This window comes from Streptomyces sp. NPDC127106 (assembly GCF_042677605.1).
Lineage (GTDB): Bacteria > Actinomycetota > Actinomycetes > Streptomycetales > Streptomycetaceae > Streptomyces.
Genome location: NZ_JBHXTC010000062.1, coordinates 17,180 through 41,743 on the forward strand (window position 1 = coordinate 17,180; position 24,564 = coordinate 41,743).

The 24,564-nt window shown below is 72.2% G+C and carries 20 protein-coding genes; 13 read left to right on the forward strand and 7 right to left on the reverse strand.

The annotated features are described in order from the left end of the window. Nucleotides 1–15: 15 nt before the first annotated feature. Complete coding sequence (locus ACFVGY_RS32375) at nt 16–219, forward strand: hypothetical protein (RefSeq protein ID WP_385684322.1); 204 nt, start codon at nt 16–18, stop codon at nt 217–219. On the opposite strand, the gene ACFVGY_RS32380 is transcribed toward ACFVGY_RS32375, so the two are convergent. Continuing rightward, nucleotides 148–1,794, reverse strand: coding sequence for a helix-turn-helix domain-containing protein (locus ACFVGY_RS32380; RefSeq protein WP_385684325.1), 1,647 nt, complete (start codon nt 1,792–1,794; stop codon nt 148–150). The genes ACFVGY_RS32375 and ACFVGY_RS32380 overlap by 72 nt on opposite strands. A 115-nt stretch (nt 1,795–1,909) precedes the next feature. Between ACFVGY_RS32380 and speB the strand changes: the two genes are divergently transcribed. The 5 genes from speB (at nt 1,910) to ACFVGY_RS32405 (ending at nt 7,954) form a co-directional block, all read left to right on the forward strand. Continuing rightward, nucleotides 1,910–2,878, forward strand: coding sequence for an agmatinase (gene speB, locus ACFVGY_RS32385; protein ID WP_385684373.1), 969 nt, complete (start codon nt 1,910–1,912; stop codon nt 2,876–2,878). A gap of 67 nt (nt 2,879–2,945) precedes the next feature. Continuing rightward, complete coding sequence (locus ACFVGY_RS32390; protein ID WP_385684328.1) at nt 2,946–4,631, forward strand: thiamine pyrophosphate-binding protein; 1,686 nt, start codon at nt 2,946–2,948, stop codon at nt 4,629–4,631. A gap of 64 nt (nt 4,632–4,695) precedes the next feature. Continuing rightward, nucleotides 4,696–5,139: a hypothetical protein gene (locus ACFVGY_RS32395; RefSeq protein ID WP_385684331.1), complete on the forward strand. Its 444-nt coding sequence runs from the start codon at nt 4,696–4,698 to the stop codon at nt 5,137–5,139. A 12-nt stretch (nt 5,140–5,151) separates the two neighbouring features. After that, nucleotides 5,152–7,299, forward strand: a complete 2,148-nt coding sequence (locus ACFVGY_RS32400; RefSeq protein WP_385684334.1) for a hypothetical protein — start codon at nt 5,152–5,154, stop codon at nt 7,297–7,299. Nucleotide 7,300: 1 nt separating this feature from the next. Next, complete coding sequence (locus ACFVGY_RS32405; protein WP_385684337.1) at nt 7,301–7,954, forward strand: hypothetical protein; 654 nt, start codon at nt 7,301–7,303, stop codon at nt 7,952–7,954. Here the strand turns inward: ACFVGY_RS32405 and ACFVGY_RS32410 are convergent. Then, nucleotides 7,944–8,351 carry an ATP-binding protein gene (locus tag ACFVGY_RS32410; protein WP_385684339.1) on the reverse strand — a complete coding sequence of 136 codons (408 nt, stop codon included), beginning with the start codon at nt 8,349–8,351 and terminating at the stop codon, nt 7,944–7,946. The genes ACFVGY_RS32405 and ACFVGY_RS32410 overlap by 11 nt on opposite strands. 179 nt (nt 8,352–8,530) lie before the next feature. Here ACFVGY_RS32410 and ACFVGY_RS32415 point away from each other — a divergent pair, with 179 nt between their 5' ends. Continuing rightward, complete coding sequence (locus ACFVGY_RS32415; RefSeq protein WP_385684342.1) at nt 8,531–9,292, forward strand: GntR family transcriptional regulator; 762 nt, start codon at nt 8,531–8,533, stop codon at nt 9,290–9,292. Nucleotides 9,293–9,350: 58 nt separating this feature from the next. On the opposite strand, the gene ACFVGY_RS32420 is transcribed toward ACFVGY_RS32415, so the two are convergent. Both ACFVGY_RS32420 and ACFVGY_RS32425 read right to left on the reverse strand, forming a co-directional pair. Further along, nucleotides 9,351–9,695 (reverse strand): helix-turn-helix domain-containing protein, encoded by a 345-nt coding sequence (locus ACFVGY_RS32420; protein WP_385684345.1) that lies wholly within the window; start codon nt 9,693–9,695, stop codon nt 9,351–9,353. Nucleotides 9,696–9,709: 14 nt separating this feature from the next. Further along, nucleotides 9,710–9,835, reverse strand: coding sequence for a hypothetical protein (locus ACFVGY_RS32425; RefSeq protein ID WP_385684348.1), 126 nt, complete (start codon nt 9,833–9,835; stop codon nt 9,710–9,712). A 169-nt stretch (nt 9,836–10,004) separates the two neighbouring features. Here ACFVGY_RS32425 and ACFVGY_RS32430 point away from each other — a divergent pair, with 169 nt between their 5' ends. From ACFVGY_RS32430 to ACFVGY_RS32440, 3 genes are all read left to right on the forward strand, one after another. Then, nucleotides 10,005–13,910, forward strand: coding sequence for an ABC transporter ATP-binding protein (locus ACFVGY_RS32430; protein ID WP_385684351.1), 3,906 nt, complete (start codon nt 10,005–10,007; stop codon nt 13,908–13,910). Nucleotides 13,911–14,093: 183 nt separating this feature from the next. Further along, the gene (locus ACFVGY_RS32435) at nt 14,094–14,447 is read left to right on the forward strand and encodes a hypothetical protein (protein WP_385684354.1); all 354 of its coding nucleotides are present in this window, start codon (nt 14,094–14,096) and stop codon (nt 14,445–14,447) included. Between the two features lie 85 nt (nt 14,448–14,532). Continuing rightward, nucleotides 14,533–15,999, forward strand: coding sequence for an aminopeptidase (locus tag ACFVGY_RS32440; RefSeq protein WP_385684357.1), 1,467 nt, complete (start codon nt 14,533–14,535; stop codon nt 15,997–15,999). Nucleotides 16,000–16,028: 29 nt separating this feature from the next. On the opposite strand, the gene ACFVGY_RS32445 is transcribed toward ACFVGY_RS32440, so the two are convergent. Both ACFVGY_RS32445 and ACFVGY_RS32450 read right to left on the reverse strand, forming a co-directional pair. Further along, on the reverse strand, nt 16,029–17,915 hold the full coding sequence (locus tag ACFVGY_RS32445) for a glycoside hydrolase family 3 protein (protein WP_385684360.1): 1,887 nt from the start codon (nt 17,913–17,915) through the stop codon (nt 16,029–16,031). 10 nt (nt 17,916–17,925) lie between these two features. Beyond that, nucleotides 17,926–18,882 (reverse strand): LysR family transcriptional regulator, encoded by a 957-nt coding sequence (locus tag ACFVGY_RS32450; protein WP_385684363.1) that lies wholly within the window; start codon nt 18,880–18,882, stop codon nt 17,926–17,928. An 82-nt stretch (nt 18,883–18,964) separates the two neighbouring features. Between ACFVGY_RS32450 and ACFVGY_RS32455 the strand changes: the two genes are divergently transcribed. Then, nucleotides 18,965–19,897 (forward strand): EamA family transporter, encoded by a 933-nt coding sequence (locus tag ACFVGY_RS32455; RefSeq protein ID WP_385684366.1) that lies wholly within the window; start codon nt 18,965–18,967, stop codon nt 19,895–19,897. Here ACFVGY_RS32455 and ACFVGY_RS32460 read toward each other — a convergent pair. Next, nucleotides 19,848–20,555 carry a GNAT family N-acetyltransferase gene (locus ACFVGY_RS32460; RefSeq protein ID WP_385684376.1) on the reverse strand — a complete coding sequence of 236 codons (708 nt, stop codon included), beginning with the start codon at nt 20,553–20,555 and terminating at the stop codon, nt 19,848–19,850. The genes ACFVGY_RS32455 and ACFVGY_RS32460 overlap by 50 nt on opposite strands. Before the next feature lie 129 nt (nt 20,556–20,684). Between ACFVGY_RS32460 and ACFVGY_RS32465 the strand changes: the two genes are divergently transcribed. Both ACFVGY_RS32465 and ACFVGY_RS32470 read left to right on the forward strand, forming a co-directional pair. Beyond that, the gene (locus ACFVGY_RS32465) at nt 20,685–22,928 is read left to right on the forward strand and encodes an ATP-dependent RecD-like DNA helicase (protein ID WP_385684369.1); all 2,244 of its coding nucleotides are present in this window, start codon (nt 20,685–20,687) and stop codon (nt 22,926–22,928) included. A 166-nt stretch (nt 22,929–23,094) separates the two neighbouring features. Next, nucleotides 23,095–24,384, forward strand: a complete 1,290-nt coding sequence (locus tag ACFVGY_RS32470; protein ID WP_385425455.1) for a citrate synthase — start codon at nt 23,095–23,097, stop codon at nt 24,382–24,384. Nucleotides 24,385–24,564 lie beyond the last annotated feature (180 nt).

Sequence of the window (24,564 nt, forward strand, 5' to 3'; positions counted from 1 at the left end):
CCGACGATCTGGCACGTGCCCGGCTCGGCCTACCCGTCGCAGGCCAACGGCTTCCAGGCGGAGGGGCCCTGGGCCGGCATCACCAAGGGGATGATCATCTCGTATCCCTGGTACGTCTACACCAGCTCCGCCAACATCCTGGCCGACCTACGCGCCCGGGACGCCGCCGACCCCGCGGACGTGTTCGGTGCCGGCTTCGAGGTCACCGCCAACCCCTGACGCCTCCCGCGACGCCGTGCCCAGGGCGAACCACAGCTCCATGCGGACGTCCGGGTCGTCCAGATCCCGGTCCAGGAGCGAGGCCGCGCGGGCGATGCGCTGGCGGACGGTGTTCCGGTGCACGCCCAGCGCGGCAGCGCTGCGGTCCCAGCTGCCGTGGTGGGCCAGCCAGCCCCGCAGGGTCTCGCGCAGGGTGGGGGACAGCGGGGCGAGCAGCGCCTCGGCGTGCGCCCGGGCCTCCGCTGCGCCGACCAGGCCCGCGAGGCCGGGCTGGGTGTGCCGGGCCAGCGGTGCGCGGGCGGCCTCGGCACGGTCCAGGGCACGCCGGGCCTGCGCGTCGGCGGTGGCCAGGGCTTCGGGTCCGGCCGGGGCACTGACCCCCAGCCGCCAGCCGGGCTGCGGACCGGGATCCCGGTCGGTGAGGAGCCGGACGCCGGGACCGGGCCGCGGATCCAGCAGTACGGTCCCCAGCGCCGCGGCGAGGGCCCGCGGATCGGGGTCGGTGCCGCCGCCGCGGGCGTGGACCGCGTACCAGGGGCCGGGGCCCAGCACCTCCGCGGGGGAGCCGCCGAGCAGCAGCCGTGCCAGGGCGGCCGTGTCGTCCCCGGCGGGCCGCTCGGCGGTGAGCAGGGTCAGCAGGACGGCGGCGACCGAGGCGACGGTGTGGTCGCCGGGGGTACGGGCCGGGGTGGCGGTACCCAGCGCCGCATGCCGGCCGGCGTGCCGGCCGAGGGCGTACGCGGCGAGGTGCCGGCCGCCGACCTGGTCGGTGGCGGTCGCCGGCCCGGCGGCCCGCCCGACCCGGGCCATGAGCGCTTCCAGAGCCGTTTCTGTGCCGTCTTCCGGGGGCGGTGATGTGCCCGCGGCCCGCCCGTCCGGCCACAGCACCACGTACCCGCCGAGGCCCGCCGCAAGGCGGGACAGCACCGCCGGCACCGGATTCGGCCGGGCCGCGGCCGCGGCAAGCGCCTGCTGGGCCTCGGTCACGCGGCGGAGCTCACGGGTCCGCGCCTCGGCCATCAGCCGCCAGACCGCGCGGGCGACGGCGGTGAACGGGGTGCGCGGCGGAACCTCCAGCAGCGGCAGCCCGTGCCGCGCACAGGCGTCGGCGAGCGCGGCCGGCACCTCCTCGTGGACGGGGGCCACACCGAACCCGAGGGCGGCCGCCCCGGCCGCGACCAGCCGGGCCACGTACCGGTCGTACTCCGCGGCGCTGCCGTGTTCCGCGGGACGGGGTTCGCCGGGGCGGGGTTCGCAAGGGCCGGGTTCGCAAGGGCCGGGTTCGCCGGGGCCGCCACCCGGCCCCGCCCCCGCGGTGAGCAGCAGCTCCCCGCCCAGCAGGTACGGCGACGGATCGGCCATCTCGGAGGCGTGCACCCCGTGCACCCGGGCCTCGGCCGGCCCGGCCAGATGCCGCAGCCCGAGCTCCCGGTCCCCGAGCAGCGCCCCCAGGGCCACCGGCGGCACGGGAGACACAGGGGCCGCGGACGGCGCTGAGGCCACAGACGACACGGCGGAGCCCTCGGCCGGGACCGCATCAGGCCGGTCGTTCGTACCGGAGCCAGGGGTGGTCATGGATGCTCCGTACAGGACAGCAGGTCGGTATGGATGGAACGTACACTGCGCGCCCCGACCCCCGCGACTTACGCTCGAAGAACCGCACATGCACGACCTCCAGAAGGGCACCCCCATGAGCACCGAGCAGACGCCGCGCGGACCGGTCGACTCCTCCCGCATCCCGCGCTACGCGGGCCCGGCCACCTTCGCCCGGCTGCCCCGCCTGGACGAGGTCGGCTCGGCGGACGTCGCCGTCGTCGGCGTGCCCTTCGACTCCGGCGTGTCCTACCGCCCCGGCGCCCGCTTCGGCGGCAACGCCATCCGCGAGGCCTCCCGCCTGCTGCGCCCGTACAACCCGGCGCAGGACGCCTCCCCGTTCGCGCTCGCGCAGGTCGCCGACGCCGGTGACATCGCCGTGAACCCCTTCAACATCAACGAGGCCGTCGAGACGGTCGAGGCCGCCGCCGACGAGCTGCTGTCCGCCGGCTCCCGCCTGATGACCCTCGGTGGCGACCACACCATCGCCCTGCCCCTCCTCCGCTCGGTCGCGAAGAAGCACGGCCCGGTCGCCCTGCTGCACTTCGACGCGCACCTGGACACCTGGGACACGTACTTCGGCGCCGAGTACACGCACGGCACGCCGTTCCGCCGCGCCGTCGAGGAAGGCATCCTCGACACCGAGGCCCTCTCCCACGTCGGCACCCGCGGCCCGCTGTACGGCAAGCAGGACCTCGACGAGGACGCCAAGATGGGCTTCGGCATCGTGACCTCCGCCGACGTGTACCGTCGCGGCGCGGACGAGATCGCCGACCAGCTGCGCCAGCGCATCGGCGACCGCCCGCTGTACATCTCCATCGACATCGACGTGCTCGACCCGGCGCACGCGCCCGGCACGGGCACCCCCGAGGCGGGCGGCATGACCTCCCGCGAGCTGCTGGAGATCATCCGCGGGCTGTCCTCCTGCAACCTGGTCTCCGCCGACGTGGTCGAGGTCGCCCCGGCGTACGATCACGCCGAGATCACCTCGGTCGCGGCCTCCCACACCGCGTACGAGCTGACCACGATCATGAGCCGCCAGATCGCCGCGGCGAAGGGCAAGTGAGCCCCTCCCTCCCGGCGGGTCGGCAGCCAGCACTGCCCGGCACGTCAGCACGGAAGGCACGTACAGCGTGACGCACGACCACGACCTGGTCCTCCGCCCCACCGACGCCCAGCGGGCGGCGGCCCTCGCGCCGCCGCCCGGCCGGACGGGCGGGGACCTGGTCGTGGAGACGCTGCGCGGGCTCGGCGCGACCACCGTGTTCGGCCTGCCGGGGCAGCACGCCCTCGGGCTGTTCGACGCGGTGGGCCGCTCCGACCTGCGGCTGGTCACCCTCCGCGTCGAGAACAACGCCGGCTTCGCCGCCGACGCGTACGGCCGCATGACCGGCGAGGCGGTGCCCCTCCTCCTCTCCACCGGCCCGGGAGCCCTGACCGCCCTCCCCGCCCTGGCGGAGGCGGCCGCGGCCTCCTCTCCCGTCCTCGCGATCTCCTCCCAGGTCCCGACCGCGGGCCTGGGCGGCGGGCGCCGCGGCCACCTGCACGAGCTGCGCGACCAGGCCGCCTCCTTCCGGGACGTGGTCAAGTCCGTCCACCTCGCCCGCACCCCCTCCCAGATCCCGTCCGTCATCGCCGAGGCCTGGGAGTCGGCGCTGACCGCCCCGCACGGGCCGGTGTGGGTGGAGGTCCCGGAGGACGTCCTCCGCACCGAAACGTTCATCCCGCAGGTCACCGGGATGGACGCCACCCCGCACGAGCTCGCCCCGCGCCCCGAGCTGACCGCCCTCGCCGCGCACTGGCTGGAGAACGCCGAACGCCCCGTGATCATCGCGGGCGGCGGTGTCATCCGCTCGGACGCGGCAGGCAAACTGAAGCAGCTCGCCGAACGCCTCTCCGCCCCCGTGGTCACCACCTTCGGCGGCAAGGGCGCCTTCCCCTGGACCCACCCGCTCTCCCTCCAGTCCTGGCTGGAGGACCGCCACACGACCGACTTCCTGGAGGACGCCGACGTCCTCCTCGTCGTCGGCTCCGGCCTGGGCGAGCTGTCCTCGAACTACCACACGTTCCTGCCCGGCGGCCGGGTGATCCAGATCGAGGCGGACCTCGGCAAGCTGGAGTCCAACCACCCCGCGCTCGGCATCCACGCGGACGCCCGCCTCGCGCTCCAGGCCCTCCTCGAAACCGTGGCCGAACGCCCGGACCCCGCCGCCCCCGACCGCGTCCGCGCCGTCCTCTCCGCCGTCGCGGACCGCCTGGCCTCCCAGAACCTCACCCTGGAGCAAGGCCTGCTCACCTCGATCAGGTCGGCCCTCCCGCCCCGCTCCCCGTCGTTCTGGGACATGACGATCCTGGCCTACTGGGCGTGGTCGGCCTTCGACCCGAAGCACCCCAACACCATGCACTCCGCGCAGGGCGCGGGCGGCCTCGGCTACGCCTTCCCGGCCGCCCTCGGAGCCTGCCTGGCCGAGCCGGGCACCCCGGTCTTGGCCGTCTCCGGCGACGGCGGCGCGATGTACTCGATCGCCGAGCTGGCCACGGCCCGCCAGCACGACCTGGACGTCACCTGGCTGATCGTGGACGACGGCGGCTACGGCATCCTGCGCGAGTACATGACGGACGCCTTCGCCGGCCGTACGACCGGCACCGAACTGACCCGCCCGGACTTCACCGCCCTGGCCGCCTCCTTCGGCATCCCGGCGACCCTGACCTCCCCGGACGACCTCCGCGCGGACCTGGCGAAGGCCCTCGCCACCCCGGGCCCCTCGGTGGTGGTACTTCCGGCCACACTCCGCATGTTCGCCCCGACGCACGTTTAGGGCTCGCTCAGGGTCTCGCTAGGGTGGTGGCCTTGATCAGGTGGGCGGAGTGCGAGGGGGAGCGGTGTCGTTCGAGGAGGAGTGGGGCGGGCGCAAGCAGGCGGCCCCGGCCGAGGGCCCGTCGCCGCAGATGCGGCTGAACCAGCTCGCCGCCGACCCGGGTGGCGGCTCCGGGACGCCCAGCGGGTACGGGGTGCTGGCCACGGCCCCTCCCGAGAAGAAGAAGGCGGCCAACACCATCGAGAACGTCCTGCAGCCCGGCACGACGAAGGCCGCGGACGCCGCCGACGAGCCGACGAAGAACGCGGTCAAGGCCTTCACCGGCTGGGATACGGCGGCCGGTCTGACGAAGGCGCACACGCACTGGGACGACCAGGTCAAGCGCCTGATGGCACGGCTGGACTCGGAGAAGACGGCCCTGCGCGGGGCCTCGAACCTGTTCACCGGACAAGACCAGCTGACGGGCCGGAGCTTCCAGCCGGTGCAGTCCAAGGTCACGGGGCTCTAGGGGGAGACGGACGTGCCGAACTACGCCGAGATCATGCAGACGGACCTCTCCGCGCTCACGACGGCCGCCGACGGCTGGAAGGCCATGGCGACGCAGTTCAAGACCATGGAGGACGTCTACAAGGACGAGGTCCAGAAGGTCTCCGCCGGCAACGGCTGGCTGGGCACCAGCGCCACGACCGCCGCCAGCAACTCCTCCCTCACGCGCCAGGAGTACGCGTCGGCGCAGAAGGAGGCGCTGGCCATGGAGTCGCTGCTCCGTGACGCGCACGCCCGGTTCACGGACCTCAAGGGCAGGTTGGTGTCCGCCGTGTCGGACGCCAAGGGAGCCGGCATGAAGGTCTCGGACGCCGGCATCGCGAGCTTCGACTTCTCCAAGGTCGACGCCGGCACCGCGAACGCGGCGCGGCACGATCCCGACCTCCCGGAGATCGAGCGGGCCTGGACCCGCCGGATCGCGGACGGCGTCAAGGCGGTCACGGAGTTCGACGCGGACGTCAAGACCGCCCTGCTGAACGCGTCGGGCGTGGACGGCACGGCGATGTTCGGCTTCAACTCGAAGCCCGTCAACGACGTCGAGGCGGTGGAGGCGCTGGCCCTCACCCAGAAGATCCGTGACGGCAAGGCCTCTCCGGAGGAACTGCGGCACTACAACGAGGTCCTGAAGCAGAACTCCGGGGACAAGCACTTCAGCGAGGCGTACCTGAACGCGCTGGGGGCGAAGGACACCCTGCTGCTCGCCGACCAGATGAACCTGGCGTCGAACGACCGCGGCGCGTCGGCGGCCGACAGGAAGCTCTACGAATCGATCAACGCGGGCCTCGCCGGGACGATCGCCTCGGGCACCAAGGACCCGGACAGCTACGCGTACAAGCCCTTCGTGAACGGGCTCAAGGAGCAGGGCCCCGAGCTGGTCGCCAAGGGCCTGCGGCCGGCGTACGGCTACCAGGCGCTGGTCACCCTCATGGCGCACGGCGACGGCTACGGCAAGCAGTTCCTCAACGACGTCGGCGACGGCATGATCGCGGCCGAGAAGTCGAAGCCGCACATGTACGACCACGCCTGGGACTCCCAGCGCCCGAACCTGGTCTCCGACCCGCTGGACGGCCTGCTCGGCATCATGGCCAAGGACCCGGACTCGGCGACGTACTTCCTCGACCCCGAGGCGCCCGGCAACAAGAACGAGCACCTGAAGTACATGCTCACCGAGCGCGACATGCCGGACCCCTATTTCGCGACCAACGTCGGTCAGCCGATCGAGATGCGCGGCGACAAGACGGCGGGCCTCGGCGCGGCCCTCCAGGCGGCGGCGACCGGCCACACGGACGGCGAGAAGCTCGGCCCGCCCGGACCGCACACCGAGGGTCAGGCGCGCGTCATGCACGACGCCGTCCGCCTCCTCGACAGAGAGATGAGCGGCGACAAGTTCCCGAAGGAGCTGGAAGGCCTGCGCCAGCCGATGGCGAAGGCACTGGTCGACTACGTGGAAGACACCCACGACATCCTCGGCGGCCAGAACTCCGACCTGGGTGGCATCAGCGGCAGCGACTCGATCCACGGTTCGGGCGACAAGGCGCAGATCGCAGTCGGCCAGGGCAGCCTGGTCCGCGTGATGCGCGGCATCGCGGACGACGGCCCGAGCTACGCCCTGCTGGTCGAGGCGGAGCGCAATTACTCGGCGGAGCAGCTCACCGCTGCCGCCCCGTACAAGGGCGACCTGCACGGTGTGAGCGCGGACTGGGACAACAGGGCCCATGACATCGGCGTGGCGGCCGGCGCCCTCAACGGCATCGGGGCCGACGTCTACAAGGACAAGGAAGAGGACCGGATCAAGTGGGCGGAAGGCACTTCTGAGCACACGGCTGCCGTTGCGAACGGACTCATCGGCGAGATCCCGATCGCGGGCACGGTCGGAGGCTCGCTGATCGACTCGCTCAAGTACGAGTGGGTCGCCGGCGTCAAGGACGAGGCAGAGGAGCAGGGGAAGAAGGATTCCAGTGGCAATTACGGCAAGGGCATGCAGGCGACCAACGAAATGCTCGACGCATGGGCCAGGGATCGACAGATCGAGAAGGACCCCGCCTTCGACCATGCCAAGAACGGTGCAGGCACCGCGTACACGACTGGACGGGACGCCGCTCGTGCACACCTCCGGTCCTGATGTGCTCAAGACTCTCGGGCGGTCGACGGCTGCTCTCCTCTGTGTGCTGACACTGGCATCGTGCAACTCGGGCGACGCCGATGAGAAGGCGGCGGATCTGTGCGGGACCACGTCCTCCTCGGATGAGGCGGTCCTACTGCGGGAGGTCCTCCAGGCCGAGGGCTTCTCGACGAAGGTCTACAAGCCCACGGGCGAACTGGTGAAGAAGCTGGAGCGCGACCTGCGGTCGATGCGTCCCGAAAAGCAGACGTACTACCACCTCACGTGCTCGTTCCAGGCGGACACCGATACGCGTCTCGCCCGGGCGAGCTTCTCGTTCGCATGGGCGCCTCGAACCGCCCCTCAGCAGCCTTGGTTCACCGGCGATGTGTCGTACGACGTGAACGGTGCGCCTGGCGTGGCGGACCACACCAAGGCGCGGTTGCTTGTCCAGTGCGACAAGCCTGGTGACCTCGCGGCGCAGTCGCAGAAGGCGTACCTGTCCGCGGACGTTTATTACTCGTTCAAGGACTTCGAGCCCGCCGAGGGCCAAGCGGCAACGGACAGGAAGATGGCCCTCACCGCCCTCATGACCCGCCGCGTTACCGACGCGCTCGGCTGCGAGAACAAGCCCCTGGAGAAATCCCCGGTCGTGAAGCCGCTCCCTACCCCCTGACCGGGAACTCGGCCCAGACGGTCTTGCCGATGCCGTGCGCGCGGGGCGCTTGGCCCCACCGGTCCGCCACGGTCGCCACGACGGCGAGCCCGCGGCCGCCGTCGCTGTCCGGCCTGTGCGGCCCGGGTTCCAGGTCCACCCAGTCGCCGGCGTCGGCGACCTCGACCCGCAGGCACGCCCCGTCCCACACCGCCCGTACGCCGATCTCCCGGCCACGGGGCGCCCGCGCGTGCCGTACGGCGTTGGTGACGAGCTCCGACAGTGCCAGCTCCGCTACCTCCACGACCTGCGGGGCGACGCCCCACGAACGGGCTTGGGCCCGGAAGAACGCCCGCGCCCAGCCGGGCGTGCGCGGGCTTCGCGGCAGGAGCCAGCAGGCGTCGTCAGCAGGAGCCACTATGACCACCTCACCTATCTAGATAGGTGCCCAGTAAAGCGTCGGGGCGCCCACCGGTCCGTCCGTCCGACCGTAAGATGTCTAGATATGTTCGCGGATGCAGTGGTCGCGAACGGACAAACGCCCTTTCTTGCCAGGTGTCGCCCCCTAGGCTGTCCGGAGGTGATCAGGAGGTTCATATGCCGAGTGGCGGCGAGAAGCGGCAGCCCAAGTACCAGCGCATCGCCGCCGCGTTGAAGGACGCCATCGCGTCCGGCCGGTACGGCCCCGGCGACCGGCTGCCCGGCGAGAGCGACCTGATGGCCACGTACGGCGTGGCCAGGATGACCGCCCGCCAGGCGTTCGCCGCGCTCCAGGCCGAGGGGCTGGTCGAGGCGCGCAAGGGCGCCGGCGTGTTCGTCCGGGAGTTCAAGGTCGGCATCCGGCGCCGCGGGATCCAGCGGCTCGCCGTCGAGGTCTGGGGTGCGGGCGGCTCGATCTGGGCTGCCGACGGCACAGGGCACGACCTGGACGTGGAGTTCCTCGGCGTGTTCGAAGAACGTGCCCCGAGCGCGGCGGCCGCAGCCCTGAAGCTCCCCTCCGGATCGGCCGTCTGCGTGCGCCGCAGGAGGTTCCTCCTCGACGGCAGGCCGGTCATGGTCGCCACGTCCTACCTGGACGCCGCACTCACCGTCGGCACCCCCATCGCCGAGCCCGACACCGGCCCCGGCGGCATCTACGCCCGCCTCGCCGACCTCGGCCGCAAGCCGGTCCGGTTCCGGGAGGAGATCCGCTCGCGGATGCCCGCTCCCGAAGAGGCCGGAGCCCTCACCCTCGTGCCCGGAACGCCGGTCGTGCTGGTGCGCCGTACCGCCTTCACCGCCGACGGGCAGGTCGTGGAGGTGAACGAGATGGTCCTCGACTCCGCGGCCTACGTCCTGGAGTACGAGTTCGACGCGTGACGGCCCGGCGCAGGCGGACGCGTACGGATTGACCCCGCGCGCGAGCTACGCGCCCCCCTCAGGCGGCCTCGCCCTCCCGGGCCGTGAATGCGACCTGGGAGGTCTCCCCGACCAGGGTCAGCCGCAGCTCGTAGTCCATGGCCCGCGCCAGCCGCGCCAGCAGTGGAACCGTGGGCACGGTCCCGCCGAGTTCCAGCTCCGACACCTGCGGTTGCGTCATCCCCGCCCGCCGGGCCAGTTCGGTCTGCGAGATCCCCAGATCGCGCCGCCGGTCGAACACGGCCTGCCCCAGCTCGAAGGCGAGCCGGATCTCCTCCCGGTGGCGTGCGGCCTCGGGGGACTCGGCGACTCCCTGTGCCGCCTTGCGGTCCCTGGCGAGCTTCCACTGCGCGTGGCTGACCATGGCGATTCTCCGTTCTAGACGTCACGGGTATACACGTCGAGTGCCGGTCCGTGCTCGGCCTCGCACACCTTGCCGGCGTGTTCGGCCCGCTCGACCGCTGCGGCTATGGCGGTCCGGAGGACGCGGGAAGTCACCCCCATGGGTGGGACACCGCCCGGGGCGCCGTGCAGCCCCCGCTACCCCCAACGGCCGCGCCCCGCGTGCGTCCGAGGTGACATATCTGCACCTTCGAGATGTTGCGGCGGGATGAAATCCGCCGGTGGGGGCGTTGGGGGAGGCGGCAGCGACGGACGGACGGGGAGGCAGAACGTGGCGGCGGCGCACACAGCGACGGGGACGACGCAGACGGCCGGAGAGAGGCCTGACCAGAACGGGCAGCAGCCCGGCCGGGGCACCGGCTGGGCCAGGCGGCTGACGGCCTACACCTGGCGGTACAAGACCAATGTGCTGCTCGCCCTCGGTTCCTCCCTCGGCGGCATGGCCGTCATGGCCCTCGTCCCGCTCGTCACGAAGGTCATCATCGACGACGTCATCGGGGAGCAGAGCAAGCCCATGGCGCCGTGGGCCGGGCTGCTCATCGGCGCGGCGGTGCTCGTGTACGCGTTCACCTACGTGCGCCGCTACTACGGCGGCCGCCTCGCCCTCGACGTGCAGCACGACCTGCGCACGGACATGTACGGCACCATCGCCCGCCTCGACGGCCGCCGCCAGGACGAGCTGTCCACCGGCCAGGTCGTCGGCCGGGCCACCAGCGACCTCCAGCTGATCCAGGGCCTTCTCTTCATGCTGCCGATGACCATCGGCAACTTCCTCCTCTTCGGGATATCCCTGGCCGTCATGCTGTGGCTGTCGCCGCTGCTGACGCTCGTCGCGGTGCTCATGGCGCCCGCGCTGTGGTTCATCGCGGACCGCAGCCGCAAGAAGCTGTTCCCCGCCACCTGGTGGGCCCAGGGCCAGGCCGCCGCCGTCGCCTCCGTGGTCGACGGGGCCGTGACGGGCGTCCGCGTCGTCAAGGGCTTCGGCCAGGAGGAGCAGGAGACCGCCAAGCTGCGCGATGCCGGCCGCGGGCTCTTCGCGGGGCGGCTGCGGAGCATACGCCTGAACTCCCGCTACACCCCGGCCCTCCAGGCGGTCCCCGCGCTCGCCCAGGTCGCCATGCTGGCCCTCGGCGGCTGGCTGGCCACCAACGGCCAGATCACCCTCGGCACCTTCGTCGCCTTCTCCACCTACCTCGCCCAGCTCGTCGGCCCCGTCCGCATGCTCGCCATGGTCCTCACCGTCGGCCAGCAGGCCCGCGCCGGCGTGGAGCGGGTGTTCGAGCTGATCGACACCGAGCCCGCCATCCAGGAGGGCACGCGGGAGCTGCCCGCCGACGCCCCCGCCACCGTCGAGTTCGACGACGTCGTCTTCGGCTACGACCCCGGGCGGCCCGTCCTCGACGGCTTCTCCCTCACCGTCGCCGCGGGCGAGACCGTCGCCGTGGTCGGCGCCTCCGGGTCCGGCAAGTCGACCGTCTCCCTGCTCCTGCCCCGCTTCTACGACGCCGACCGCGGCACCGTCCGCGTCGGCGGACACGACGTCCGCGAGCTCACGTACGACTCGCTGCGCGCCGCGATCGGCCTCGTGCCGGAAGATTCGTTCCTCTTCTCCGACACCATCCGCGCCAACATCGCCTTCGGGCACCCGGACGCCACCGAGGAGCAGATCCGGGCCGCCGCCCGCGCCGCCCAGGCCGAGGACTTCATCGAGCGCCTGCCCGCCGGGTACGACACCAAGGTCGGCGAGCAGGGCCTGACCCTCTCCGGCGGTCAGCGCCAGCGCATCGCGCTCGCCCGCGCCATCCTCACCGACCCCCGGCTGCTGCTCCTCGACGACGCCACCTCGGCCGTCGACGCCCGCGTCGAGCACGAGATCCACGAAGCGCTGCGCGCCGTCATGGCGGGCCGCACCACCCTCCTCATCGCGCACCGCCGCTCCACGCTCGCGCTGGCCGACCGGATCGCCGTACTGGACCGCGGCCGGCTCGCCGACATCGGTACGCACGAGGAGCTGGAGCACCGCTCCGCGCTGTACCGGCGGCTGCTGACCGACGCGGACGCGCTCGGCGCCGCCTCGCCGCGCACCCCGGAAGCCACCCCGGCGTCCATGGACGAGTTCGAGCGGGACTTCGAGCAGGACATCGAGGTCGAGGCCGAGATAGACGCCGAGCCGGTCAACGCCAAGCGGCGCGTCGTCGACGGGATCACCCCCGAGCTGTGGCGCCGCCGCGAGGACAGCAAGACGGCCGCCGGGTCCCCCTCCGCGCCCGCCGCGGCCCCCGGCGCCGCCGGACCGCCGCACTCCATGGCCGGAGCCGTCGCCGGGGCGCCGGCCACGCCCGAGCTGCTCGCCAAGGTGGCGGCGCTGCCGCCCGCCGACGACGAGCCGGGCGTCGACGAGGACCGTGCCGCGGCCGCCGAGGACAGCTACAACCTGCGTCGCCTGCTGCGCGGCTTCTGGGCGCCGCTCGCCGTCAGTCTCGGCCTGGTCGCCGCCGATGCCGGCGCCGGCCTGCTGCTGCCCGTCCTGATCCGGCACGGCATCGACCAGGGCGTGGAGCAGGCCGCGCTCGGGGCCGTCTGGGCGGCGTCGCTGCTCGCCCTGGCGGTGGTGCTCGGCCAGTGGGCGGCCCAGTTCGCCGAGACCCGGATGACGGGCCGCACCGGCGAGCGCGTCCTCTACGCCCTCCGCGTGAAGATCTTCGCCCAGCTCCAGCGCCTCGGCCTCGACTACTACGAGCGCGAGCTGACCGGCAAGATCATGACCCGGATGACCACCGACGTCGACTCCCTGTCGACGTTCCTGCAGACGGGCCTGGTCACCGCCGTCGTCTCCGTTTTCACCTTCTTCGGGATCCTCGTCGCCCTGCTCGTCCTCGACGTCGAGCTCGCGCTGATCGTCTTCGCCACCCTGCCGGTGCTGGTCGTCGGCACGATCGTGTTCCGTCGCAAGTCGGTCGCCGCGTACGAGCTCGCCCGCGACCGCGTCAGCCTGGTCAACGCCGACCTCCAGGAGTCCGTCTCCGGGCTCCGCATCGTGCAGGCCTTCCGCCGCCAGGGCTCCGGAGCCGTACGCTTCGCGGAGCGCAGCGCCTCGTACCGCGAGGCGCGGGTGCGTGGCCAGTGGCTGATATCCGTCTACTTCCCGTTCGTGCAGCTGCTGTCCTCGGGCGCGGCGGCGGCCGTGCTGATCGTCGGTGCGGGCCGGGTCGAGGCGGGCACGCTGACCACCGGCGCGCTGGTGGCGTACCTGCTGTACATCGACCTGTTCTTCGCGCCCGTCCAGCAGCTCTCGCAGGTCTTCGACGGCTACCAGCAGGCGACGGTCTCCCTCGGCCGGATCCAGCAGCTGCTGCGCGAGCCGACCACCACGCCGCTGCCCGCCGACCCGCGCGAAGTGCGGGAGCTGCGGGGCGAGATCGCCTTCGAGGACGTGCACTTCGCGTACGGCAGCGCCGAGGAGCGCGGCGAGAAGGGCAGCGAGGCCCTGGCCGGAATCAGCCTGCGGATACCGGCGGGCCAGACCGTCGCGTTCGTCGGCGAGACCGGCGCCGGCAAGTCCACGCTGGTGAAGCTGGTGGCCCGGTTCTACGACCCGACCGGTGGCCGGGTCACCGCCGACGGCACCGACGTGCGGGAGCTCGACCTGACGGCGTTCCGCCGCCGGCTCGGGGTGGTCCCGCAGGAGCCGTACCTGTTCGCCGGGACGGTGCGCGACGCGATCGCGTACGGGCGGCCCGACGCGAGCGACGCGGAGGTCGAGGCGGCCGCCCGCGCGGTCGGCGCCCACGACATGATCGCCACGTTCGACGGCGGCTACCTGCACACCGTCGCCGAACGCGGCCGCAACCTCTCGGCCGGCCAGCGCCAGCTGATCGCCCTGGCCCGCGCGGAACTCGTCGACCCGGACGTGCTGCTGCTCGACGAGGCCACGGCCGCTCTCGACCTGGCCACCGAGGCCCAGGTCAACCAGGCCACGGACCGGCTCGCCGGCAAGCGCACCACCCTCGTGGTGGCACACCGGCTGACCACGGCCGCGCGCGCCGACCGGGTCGTGGTCATGGACCGCGGCCGGGTGGTGGAGGACGGCACCCACGCCGAGCTCCTCGCCCGCGGCGGCCGGTACGCCGTCCTGTGGCGGACGTTCCTCGGCGAGGACGAGCGCACCGCGGCCTGAGCGACCGTGGGGCGGCGCCCGCCTTCCGCCTTCTCAGGTCCCCCGGATCCTGCCGTGCAACCTTCCGGGGGGCCTGCGCGTCGTACGGACGTACGTATGACGCACATAAGTACGCGCAATTGACCGGGGGGCACTGTGGTGCGCAGGGGGAAGAAGGGCGGCCGGGGAGTCGTCCGTGCGGGGGTGCCGGCGGCGGTGCTCGCGCTCTGTCTGGGGGGACTGCTGGTGGCGCCGCCGGCCCGGGCCGCCGAGGGCGGTTGCGGCGGACAGCTCGTCAAGACGCTGTCGTTTCCCGCGGGGGAGGTGCACATCTTCAAGACCCGCACCCAGGCGTGCGCCGTGGCCCTCGCGCGGGATCCCGGTGAGCGCCGGCCGATGGCGGTGAGCGTCCAGCCGCGGGGCGGGGTCCCGGTCCGCGATCTCGGGCAATTCACCCGATATGCCGGACCTGTCACCGTCGGCGCGATCAACCGCTGCGTGTATGTAAAGGGAAGCATCGGGGGTGGGTCCACCGAATCCGGCTGGATCCTGTGCTGAACGTACGTCCCAACTGGGTCTGGTCAGCTGCGTGTTGACCCCGCTAGGTTCACCTGCGACCGCAGTGAACTCAAGGGGAGGGTGAATGCGCAAGACGCTTGGCCGGCTGCTGCCGCTCGCCGTGCTGATCGGCACCATGGGCACGGCCGGCTTCACGGCTCAGGCGGCCACCGCCGCAGAGCCGGCCGCCGCAGCGCCGGCCATCGCCGGACAGGCCGCCGCCACGGACATCAAGGACCAGATCCTGGCGATTCCGGGCATGAGCCTGATCGAGGAGAAGCCGTACTCCGGCTACCGCTTCTTCGTACTGAACTACGAGCAGCCGATCGACCACCGGCAGCCGGGGAAGGGCACCTTCAAGCAGCGCATCACCCTGCTGCACAAGGACGTCTCGCGGCCCACGGTGTTCTACACCTCCGGCTACAACGTCAACACCAACCCGCGCCGCGCCGAGCCGACGACGATCGTCGACGGCAACCAGGTGTCGATGGAGTATCGCTTCTTCAACCCGTCCCGCCCCGACCCGGCGGACTGGTCGAAGCTGGACATCTGGCAGGCGGCCAGCGACCAGCACCGCATCTTCACCGCGCTGAAGAAGCTCTACCCGAAGAACTGGCTCGCCACCGGCGCCAGCAAGGGCGGCATGACCGCGACGTACTACGAGCGCTTCTACCCGCGCGACATGGACGGCATCGTCGCGTACGTCGCGCCCAACGACGTCGTCAACAAGGAGGACTCGGCCTACGACCGGTTCTTCGCCAAGGTCGGCACCAAGGAGTGCCGCGACAAGCTGAACGCCGTCCAGCGCGAGGCGCTCGTGCGCCGCGAGCCGCTGGAGGCCAAGTACGCGGCCGCCGCCGCCGAGAACGGCTGGACCTTCAACACCGTCGGCACCCTCGACAAGGCCTACGAGGCCGTCGTCCTCGACTACGTGTGGGCGTTCTGGCAGTACAGCCTGCTGTCCGACTGCGGCAACATCCCCGCCGACGCCAAGGCCGCGAGCGACCAACAGATCTGGGACTCGATCGACGCGATCTCCGGTTTCTCGGCCTACTCCGACCAGGGCCTGGAGACGTACACGCCGTACTACTACCAGGCCGGTACGCAGCTCGGGTCGCCGGACATCAAGCAGCCGCACCTCAAGGGGCTCAGCCGGTACGGCTACCAGCCGCCGCGCAACTTCGTGCCGCGCGACATCCCGATGGCCTTCCAGCCGGGTGCCATGGCGGACATCGACAACTGGGTGAAGAACAACGCCCACCAGATGCTCTTCGTCTACGGGCAGAACGACCCGTGGGGCGCAGAACCGTTCCGCCTCGGCTACGGGGTCCACGACAGCTACGTGATGACCGCGCCCGGCGCCAACCACGGGGCCAACGTCTCCAAGCTCCAGGAGGGCGAGAAGGCGCTGGCCACGCAGCGGATCCTGCAGTGGGCCGGGGTCGCCCCGACCGCCGCCGCCCTCGACGCGGGCCGGGCGACGCCGCTGGCGAAGCCGGACGCCCAGCTCGACCAGCAGGACCTGGAGCGCGAGCCGCAGCTGCGGCCGTAGCGACCGCGGCCACGGGCCGGCGTACGGGATCAGCCGTACGCCAGCCCGTGGCCCAGCGGATAGCGGCCCGGCACCGGGACCGGCAGCCGGCCCGCCGGCCGGGCCGCACCGGTGATCACCCGGGCCGCCGCCCGCATCTCCACGTCCGACCAGGTGTACGTGGCCAGCTCGGCCGCACACCCCGGCAGCCGCGCCGGGTCGTACGGGTTGCGCAGCGCCACGACGACCACCGGCACCCCGGTCGCCACCAGGTCCGCCACCAGCGTGCGCTGCGGGCTGTCCCCCTCCGGCACGTTGTACGTGCACACCAGCACCGCCGCGTTGCCCGGAGCCGCCGCCACCGCCCGACCGGACGGCACGGCCGTCGCCCGGCAGCCGAGAGCGGTCAGCTCCTTCGCCAGCACCACCGTCGGGGGGCCCGTCGTACCGCTGGGGGAGGCCGGGTCGGTCCCGGTGACCAGCAGCGCGGGCGCGGCCGACGGGTCCAACGGCAGCAGCTTCACGGGATTGGCCAGCAGGGTCGTCGTACCCGCCGCGATCTCGTCGGCGGCGGTCAGGTGAGCCGTCGTGCCCACGGCCCCGTCCACCTGCGCCGCCGTGGTCTGCGGCCGGTCGAACAGGCCCCGGCGCGCCTTGAGTTCCAGGATCCGCAGCACCGATTCGGCGATCCGGGTCTGCGTCAGCTCGCCCGACTCCACCGCGGCGACCACACTACGGAACGCGAGCCCCAGGTCCGGCGGGTTCAGCAGCTGGTCGCAGCCCGCCTTCAGGGCGAGCACCGGCACCCGGTCGTCCCCGTACTTCTGGCGGACGCCGGCCATGTCGAGGGCATCGGTGACCACCACCCCGCGGAAGCCGAGGCGCTCGCGCAGGATGCCCGTGACGATCGGCCGCGAGAGGGTCGCCGGGTCCCCCGAGGGATCGAGCGCGGGGAAGACGATGTGCGCCGTCATCACGGCGTCCACGCCCGCCTCCACCGCCGCCCGGAACGGCGGCTCGTCCAGCTCCTCCCACCGGGCCCGGCTGTGCGTCATCACCGGCAGCCCGACATGGCTGTCGGTCTCGGTGTCGCCGTGGCCGGGGAAGTGCTTGGCCGTCGCGGCCACCCCCGAGCCCTGGTAGCCGCGCACCTGGGCGGCGACGAGCGCGGACACGGCCTTCGGGTCGGAGCCGAAGGACCGGACCCCGATCACCGGGTTGGCCGGGTTCACGTTCACGTCGGCCACCGGCGCGTAGTCCTGCCGGATGCCCATCGCGGCCAGCTCGGCGCCCGCGATGCGCGCCGCCCGGCGGGCCTCTGCGGTGGCCGACGCCTTGCCGCCGCGCGCGCCCAGGGCCATCGCCCCGGGCAGCAGGGTCGCGGGCTTGCCGACCCGGGCCACCGCGCCGTGCTCCTGGTCGATGGAGAGCATCAGCGGGATCCCGGCCCCCGTGGCCGCGGCCGCCTGCTGGAGGCCGGCCGACAGGTCCGCGATCTGCTGCGGCTTGCGGGTGTTGCCGGCCCAGGAGAACAGGACGACCCCGCCGAGGTGGTAGCGGGAGATCAGCTCCGCGGCGGTGCGCACCCCGAAGTGCGACAGGTTCTTCTCGGCGTCGGCCGGGTCGGGTTCGGTCGCCGAATGCCCGTAGGCCCGGGACACGAAGAGCTGCCCGACCTGCTCGGTCAGGCTCATCCCGGCCACCGCGCGGCGCAGTTCGGCCCGGTCGGGGGCGGGGCCGGGGGCCCGGTCGCCGGGGCGCGCGTCCCCGCGCCGGGCGCCCCCGGAGCCGCCGGGGGAGCCCGGGGGGCCGGGGGGACCGGAGGGGGCGGTGGCGTCGGAGGAGCCGCCCAGGGCGTAGGAGACCGCCCCGGTGGCTGCGGCGGCGGCCACGGCCGCCGCGGTGAGCAGGGACCGGCGGGAGGCGTGGTTCGGCACGCGCCGGACCCTACTGCGGGACGGCGCTCCCGCCGTCGAGGACACGTCCGGGGTCCCCCGGACGGACTGCGGTCCCGGCCCAGTGCTCCTGGAGGGTGCGTACGGCCTCGGTGATCGCCGGCCGGCGGGCCGCACCGGTCCGCCACAGGGCGTACAGCCTGCGTACGGGGCCCGGTTCGAGCGGCACGGCCACCGCGCCGGGTGGCAGCGCGCCGGTGCCCAGCCGGGGGACGACGGCCACACCGAGCCCGGCTGCGACCAGGGCGACGATCGTGTGGTTCTCCTCGGCCACATGGGCGATGCCGGGCTCGAAGCCGGCCGTGCGCAGCGTCCGTACCAGCCAGTCGTGGCAGACCCGGCCGGGCGGCTGGCACACCCACCGCTGGCCGCCGAGGTCCGACCGGCGGATGACGTCCCGCATGGTGAACGGGTGCCCCTCGGGTACCACCAGGTCGCACCGGTCGTCCCCGATCACGGCCTGCTCGACGCCGTCGGGGGCGGGCAGCGGGGCGATGTCCCAGTCGTGCGCCACCGCCAGGTCGCTGACGCCCCGGGCGACGAGGTCCACCGACAGATGGGGGTCCACCTCCGTGAGGCGTACGTCCAGGGCGGGATGACGGCGCGCCAGGTCCGCCAGCACACCGGGCAGCAGGCCGCGCGCCGCCGAGGCGAACGCCGCCACGGTCAGCAGTCCGCTCGGCTGCCCGCGGCGCTCCTCCAGGGTGGTCTCGGCCCGCTCCACGATCGCCAGCAGCTCGCGGGCGGTGCGGGCCAGGTGCCAGGCCTCCTCGGTCAGCGCGACCCCGCGCCCGCGCCGCTCCAGCAGCGTGGTGCGGGTCTCGCGTTCCAGCTTGGCGATCTGCTGGGAGACGGCCGAGGGGGTGTATCCGAGGGCGGCCGCCGCGCCCGCGACCGAGCCGTGGACGGAGACGGCGTGCAGGGCGCGCAGCCGGGACAGGTCGAGCATGCCCCAACCGTAAGCAATGCTTCATCCATCCCGGAAGAGATCCGCGCTGGTGCTACATGGTCGCGGCGCCGATGCTCGGACCATGCGTCCTGTTCACACGGCCCTCGCCGTACTCGTCGCCGCCGTCTGGGGATTCAACTTCGTCGTCATCCAGATCGGGCTCGGCCACTTCCCCCCGCTGCTGCTGTCCGCCCTGCGCTTCCTCGCCGCCGCGCTGCCCGCCGTGTTCTTCGTCGGCCGGCCGAAGGTCGCGTGGAAGTGGGTCCTCGGCGTCGGAACCGCCCTCGGCATCGCCAAGTTCGGCCTGCTCTTCACGGGGATGGCCGCCGGCATGCCGGCCGGGCTGTCCTCCCTCGTCCTCCAGGTCCAGGCCGTCTTCACCGCCGTCCTCGCGGCCGCCGTGCTGCGGGAGCGGCCCGGCCGGGTCCGGCTGGCCGGCATGGCCGTCGCGCTCGTCGGGATCGTCGTGGCCGCCGTCGACCAGGGCGCCTCCGGGCCGGTGCTCGGATTCACCCTGGTCGTCGCGGCCGCCGCCTGCTGGGGCGTGTCCAACGTGCTGACCCGCAAGGCGGCCCCGCCCGACGCGCTGAACTTCATGGTCTGGGTGTGCACCGTGCCCGTGCTTCCGCTGTTCGGGCTGTCGCTGCTGCTGGAGGGGCCCGAGCGGGACCTGGCCGCGCTGCGGGCCCTGGACTGGTCCGGGGTGGGCGTCATCGCGTACGTCGCCTGGATCTCCACCGTGTTCGGCTTCGGCGCCTGGGGGTACCTGCTGCGGCGCTACCCGGCCTCGGCCGTCGCGCCGTTCTCGCTGCTCGTGCCGGTGTTCGGGATGTCCTCGGCGGCGCTGGTGCTGGGCGAGGGCGTGTCGGGGCTGCGGTGGGTCGCGGCGGCGCTGCTGGTGGGCGGGGTCGCGCTGACCTCGCTGGCACCGGCGCGGCCGCGGACGACTGCGGCGTCCCCGCCGGTCAGTGCGGGGAGTCGTCCTGCAGGGGCAGTCGCCAGTCCTGCCCCGTGAGGGTGACGCCGTACGAGCGGTGCGGCCGCTCCGCGACCAGGGTGAAGCCGGCGCGCTGGTACAGGGCGCGGGCCGAGGCCAGCACGTCGTTGGTCCACAGGACGAGTTCGCGGTAGCCGGCCGAGCGGGCGAACTCCACGACGGTGTCGACGAGCAGGCTCCCGATGCCGTGCCCGCGGCCCTCCGGCTCCACCAGCAGCAGCCGCAGTCGGGCCGTGCCGGGCGATCCGTCCTCGCGGACGCACATCACCGAGCCGACCGGCCGGCCCTCCAGCTCGGCGATCCAGACGCGCTCCAGGTGCGGGTCGTGGTCCTCGGCGAAGTCCGCGACGATACGGGCGACCAGGGCCTCGAAGTCCGTGTTCCAGCCGTACTCGGCGGCGTAGAGCGCGCCGTGCCGCTGCACGATCCAGCCCAGCTCGCCGGGTTCCGGATCCCGCAGCCGTACCTGTCCGCCGGAGGTGTCCATGGCGCCCGAGGATAGCGCGCGGCGGCCCGGACGAAACGCCCGGTTCGCGGCGGCTTGCGGGCATTGGCGGGGCACCCGGGACCGACCCGAGGTAATGGAAACGTAAAGTTCCGATTCGGGGTGCAACCCCCGGCCGTGCAGGCGGGTCGTACGGTGCGTCGGCACTTCCGGGGAGGGATCTGGGGGGATCGGGAAGTCCGACGAGGGAGGGGTAACCGTGAGGGGGTCCGGCCGGGGAGGTCGGGCCCCCTTCTGGTGGGTGCGGCACGTTTTCCACAGGTCTGCCGGGCTGTCCGAGCCGGACGGTAACTTCGTGCCATGGCAACCAACGGGACGGTGCAACTGGCGGTGGTCGAGGGGGTGCTCGAACGCATCACCTACGCCAACGAGGACAACGGCTACACGGTCGCCCGGGTCGACACCGGCCGGGGCAGCGGCGACCTGCTCACGGTCGTGGGCTCGCTGCTCGGGGCCCAGCCCGGCGAATCGCTGCGCATGGAGGGCCGCTGGGGCTCCCACCCCCAGTACGGCCGGCAGTTCACGGTGGAGAACTACCGGACCGTCCTCCCGGCCACCATCCAGGGCATACGCCGCTACCTCGGATCCGGCCTGATCAAGGGCATCGGCCCGAGGATCGCCGACCGCATCGTCGAGCACTTCGGCACCGACACCCTCGACGTCATCGAGAGCGAGCCGAAGCGGCTCGTCGAGGTGCCCGGCCTGGGACCCAAGCGGACCAAGTTGATCGGCGCCGCCTGGGAGGAGCAGAAGGCCATCAAGGAGGTCATGGTCTTCCTCCAGGGCGTCGGCGTCTCCACCTCCATCGCGGTCCGCATCTACAAGAAGTACGCCGACGCCTCCATCTCGGTGGTGAAGAACCAGCCCTACCGGCTCGCCGCCGACGTGTGGGGCATCGGCTTCCTCACCGCGGACCGGATCGCGCAGGCCGTCGGCATCCCGCACGACAGCCCGGACCGGGTCAAGGCAGGCCTCCAGTACGCCCTGTCCCAGTCGACCGACCAGGGCCACTGCTTCCTTCCCGAGGAGCGGCTCATCGCCGACGGGGTCAAGATGCTCCAGGTCGACACCGGGCTGGTCATCGAGTGCCTCGCCGAGCTCGCCGCCGACCCGGAAGGAGTCGTACGGGAGGCCGTGCCCGACCCGGAGGGCGGACCGGACCTGACCGCCGTGTACCTGGTGCCCTTCCACCGGGCGGAGCTGTCGCTGGTGGGGCAGCTGCGCCGGCTGCTGAAGGCCGAGGACGACCGGATGGGCTCCTTCCGGGAGGTGGACTGGGACAAGGCCCTCGGCTGGCTGGCCGGGCGCACCGGGGCCGATCTGGCGCCCGAGCAGCGCGACGCCGTCAAGCTGGCGCTGACCCGGAAGGTCGCCGTCCTCACCGGCGGGCCCGGCTGCGGCAAGTCCTTCACCGTGCGCTCGATCGTGGAGCTGGCCCGGGCCAAGAAGGCGAAGGTCGTGCTCGCCGCGCCCACCGGTCGGGCCGCGAAGCGGCTGTCGGAGTTGACCGGGGCCGAGGCCTCCACCGTGCACCGGCTGCTGGAGCTCAAACCGGGCGGGGACGCCGCGTACGACCGGGACCGGCCGCTCGACGCCGACCTGGTCGTGGTCGACGAGGCTTCGATGCTGGACCTGTTGCTGGCGAACAAACTGGTCAAGGCGGTGGCTCCGGGCGCCCACCTGTTGCTGGTCGGGGACGTGGACCAGCTGCCCTCGGTCGGCGCCGGGGAGGTGCTGCGCGACCTGCTGGTGGACGGCAGCCCGGTCCCCGCGGTCCGTCTGACCAGGATCTTCCGCCAGGCCCAGCAGTCGGGCGTGGTCACCAACGCCCACCGGATCAACACCGGCCTGCCGCCCCTGACCGACGGACTGCCCGACTTCTTCCTCTTCGCCGAGGAGGACGGCGAGGAGGCCGGCCGGCTCGCTGTGGACGTGGCCGCCCGCCGCGTACCGACCCGGTTCGGCCTCGATCCGCGCCGCGACGTGCAGGTGCTCGCGCCCATGCACCGCGGCCCGGCCGGTGCGGGGAACCTCAACGCTCTGCTCCAGCAGGCCATCACGCCGGCCCGGCCGGACCTTCCCGAAAAGCGGTTCGGCGGCCGGGTCTTCCGGGTCGGCGACAAGGTCACCCAGATCCGGAACAACTACGAGAAGGGCGCGAACGGCGTCTTCAACGGCACGGTCGGCGTGGTCACCGCCCTCGACCTGGTCGAGCAGCGCTTGACGGTGCGGACGGAGGAAGATGAGGAGGTCGGGTACGAGTTCTCCGAGCTGGACGAACTGGCGCACGCGTACGCCGTGACCATCCACCGGTCCCAGGGAAGCGAGTACCCGGCGGTCGTGATCCCTGTCACCACCGGAGCTTGGATGATGCTCCAGCGCAACCTGCTCTACACGGCGGTGACGAGGGCGAAGAAGCTGGTCGTCCTGGTCGGGTCCCGCAAAGCCCTGGCCCAGGCGGTGCGTACGGTTTCCGCAGGCAGGAGGTTCACTGCGGTCGCCCCTAGGCTGTCCGGCCGCATACCGGCGGGAAACATCACCTAGGGTTTCCGCATTTGGCGCGGAGGGGGCAGGATAAGCAGGTTGACGGCACTCAGTGCCGCCAAAATGCCTAAGGCCGACCCCGAGTGCACTCTCCTGCGCCAAATGGGGGAAGGTAGAGGAAGTCAGGGCACCTCGAAGAAGAGGCACTACGTCGGTGAGGGATGACGTGAGCGACAACTCTGTAGTACTCCGGTACGCGGACGGTGAATACACCTACCCGGTGGTCGAAAGCACCGTCGGTGACCAGGGCTTCGACATCTCGAAGCTGAGGGCCCAGACCGGGCTCGTCACCTTGGACAGCGGCTACGGCAACACGGCCGCCTACAAGTCCGCGATCACCTACCTCGACGGTGAGCAGGGCATCCTGCGCTACCGCGGCTACCCGATCGAGCAGCTGGCGGAGCGCTCGACCTTCATCGAGGTCGCGTACCTGCTCATCAACGGCGAGCTGCCGACCGTCGACCAGCTCGCGTCGTTCCGCAACGAGATCACCCAGCACACCCTGCTGCACGAGGACGTCAAGCGGTTCTACGACGGCTTCCCGCGCGACGCCCACCCGATGGCCATGCTGTCCTCCGTGGTCAGCGCGCTGTCGACGTTCTACCAGGACAGCCACAACCCGTTCGACGAGAAGCAGCGCCACCTCTCGACGATCCGCCTGCTGGCCAAGCTGCCGACGATCGCGGCCTACGCGTACAAGAAGTCGGTCGGCCACCCGGTCGTCTACCCGCGCAACGACCTCGGCTACGTCGAGAACTTCCTGCGCATGACCTTCTCCGTGCCGGCCCAGGAGTACGAGCTCGACCCGGTCGTGGTCTCCGCGCTCGACAAGCTGCTGATCCTGCACGCGGACCACGAGCAGAACTGCTCCACGTCCACGGTCCGCCTGGTCGGCTCCTCGCAGGCGAACATGTTCGCCTCGATCTCCGCCGGCATCTCGGCCCTGTGGGGCCCGCTGCACGGTGGCGCCAACCAGTCCGTGCTGGAGATGCTCGAGGGCATCCAGCGCAACGGCGGCGACGTGGACTCCTTCATCAACAAGGTGAAGAACAAGGAGGACGGCGTCCGCCTCATGGGCTTCGGCCACCGCGTCTACAAGAGCTTCGACCCTCGCGCGAAGATCATCAAGGCTGCGGCGCACGATGTCCTCTCGGCCCTCGGCAAGTCCGACGAGCTGCTCGACATCGCCCTGAAGCTCGAGGAACACGCGCTCTCCGACGACTACTTCGTCCAGCGCAACCTGTACCCGAACGTGGACTTCTACACGGGTCTGATCTACCGCGCCATGGGCTTCCCGACCGAGATGTTCACCGTGCTCTTCGCGCTCGGCCGCCTGCCCGGTTGGATCGCCCAGTGGCACGAGATGATCAAGGAGCCGGGTTCCCGCATCGGCCGCCCGCGCCAGATCTACACCGGTGTCGTCGAGCGCGACTTCGTGCCGGTCGAGGCCCGCTGACCCCAGCGGTCCCGAGCCCACGGGCCGGCCGTACGCGGCTGGCCCGGCCCCGGAGCAGCGAAAAGCGCCCCGCCGTCGATCCCCCCCCCCCGGCATCGGCCGCGGGGGGATTTATTAAAAACCCACACAGATAAACACCAAGATCTGGAACGGGGGGGTGTGGGTTGTGGGGGGGGTGGC

Excerpts from the sequence above, each read along its gene's own strand:
- ACFVGY_RS32420 (WP_385684345.1), bottom strand. The coding sequence starts at position 9,695 with ATGGTCAGCCACGCGCAGTGGAAGCTCGCCAGGGACCGCAAGGCGGCA.
- ACFVGY_RS32440 (WP_385684357.1), top strand. The coding sequence starts at position 14,533 with ATGCGCAAGACGCTTGGCCGGCTGCTGCCGCTCGCCGTGCTGATCGGC.
- ACFVGY_RS32465 (WP_385684369.1), top strand. The coding sequence starts at position 20,685 with ATGGCAACCAACGGGACGGTGCAACTGGCGGTGGTCGAGGGGGTGCTC.
- ACFVGY_RS32380 (WP_385684325.1), bottom strand. The coding sequence starts at position 1,794 with ATGACCACCCCTGGCTCCGGTACGAACGACCGGCCTGATGCGGTCCCG.
- ACFVGY_RS32455 (WP_385684366.1), top strand. The coding sequence starts at position 18,965 with ATGCGTCCTGTTCACACGGCCCTCGCCGTACTCGTCGCCGCCGTCTGG.
- ACFVGY_RS32415 (WP_385684342.1), top strand. The coding sequence starts at position 8,531 with ATGCCGAGTGGCGGCGAGAAGCGGCAGCCCAAGTACCAGCGCATCGCC.
- speB (WP_385684373.1), top strand. The coding sequence starts at position 1,910 with ATGAGCACCGAGCAGACGCCGCGCGGACCGGTCGACTCCTCCCGCATC.
- ACFVGY_RS32425 (WP_385684348.1), bottom strand. The coding sequence starts at position 9,835 with ATGGGGGTGACTTCCCGCGTCCTCCGGACCGCCATAGCCGCAGCGGTC.
- ACFVGY_RS32450 (WP_385684363.1), bottom strand. The coding sequence starts at position 18,882 with ATGCTCGACCTGTCCCGGCTGCGCGCCCTGCACGCCGTCTCCGTCCAC.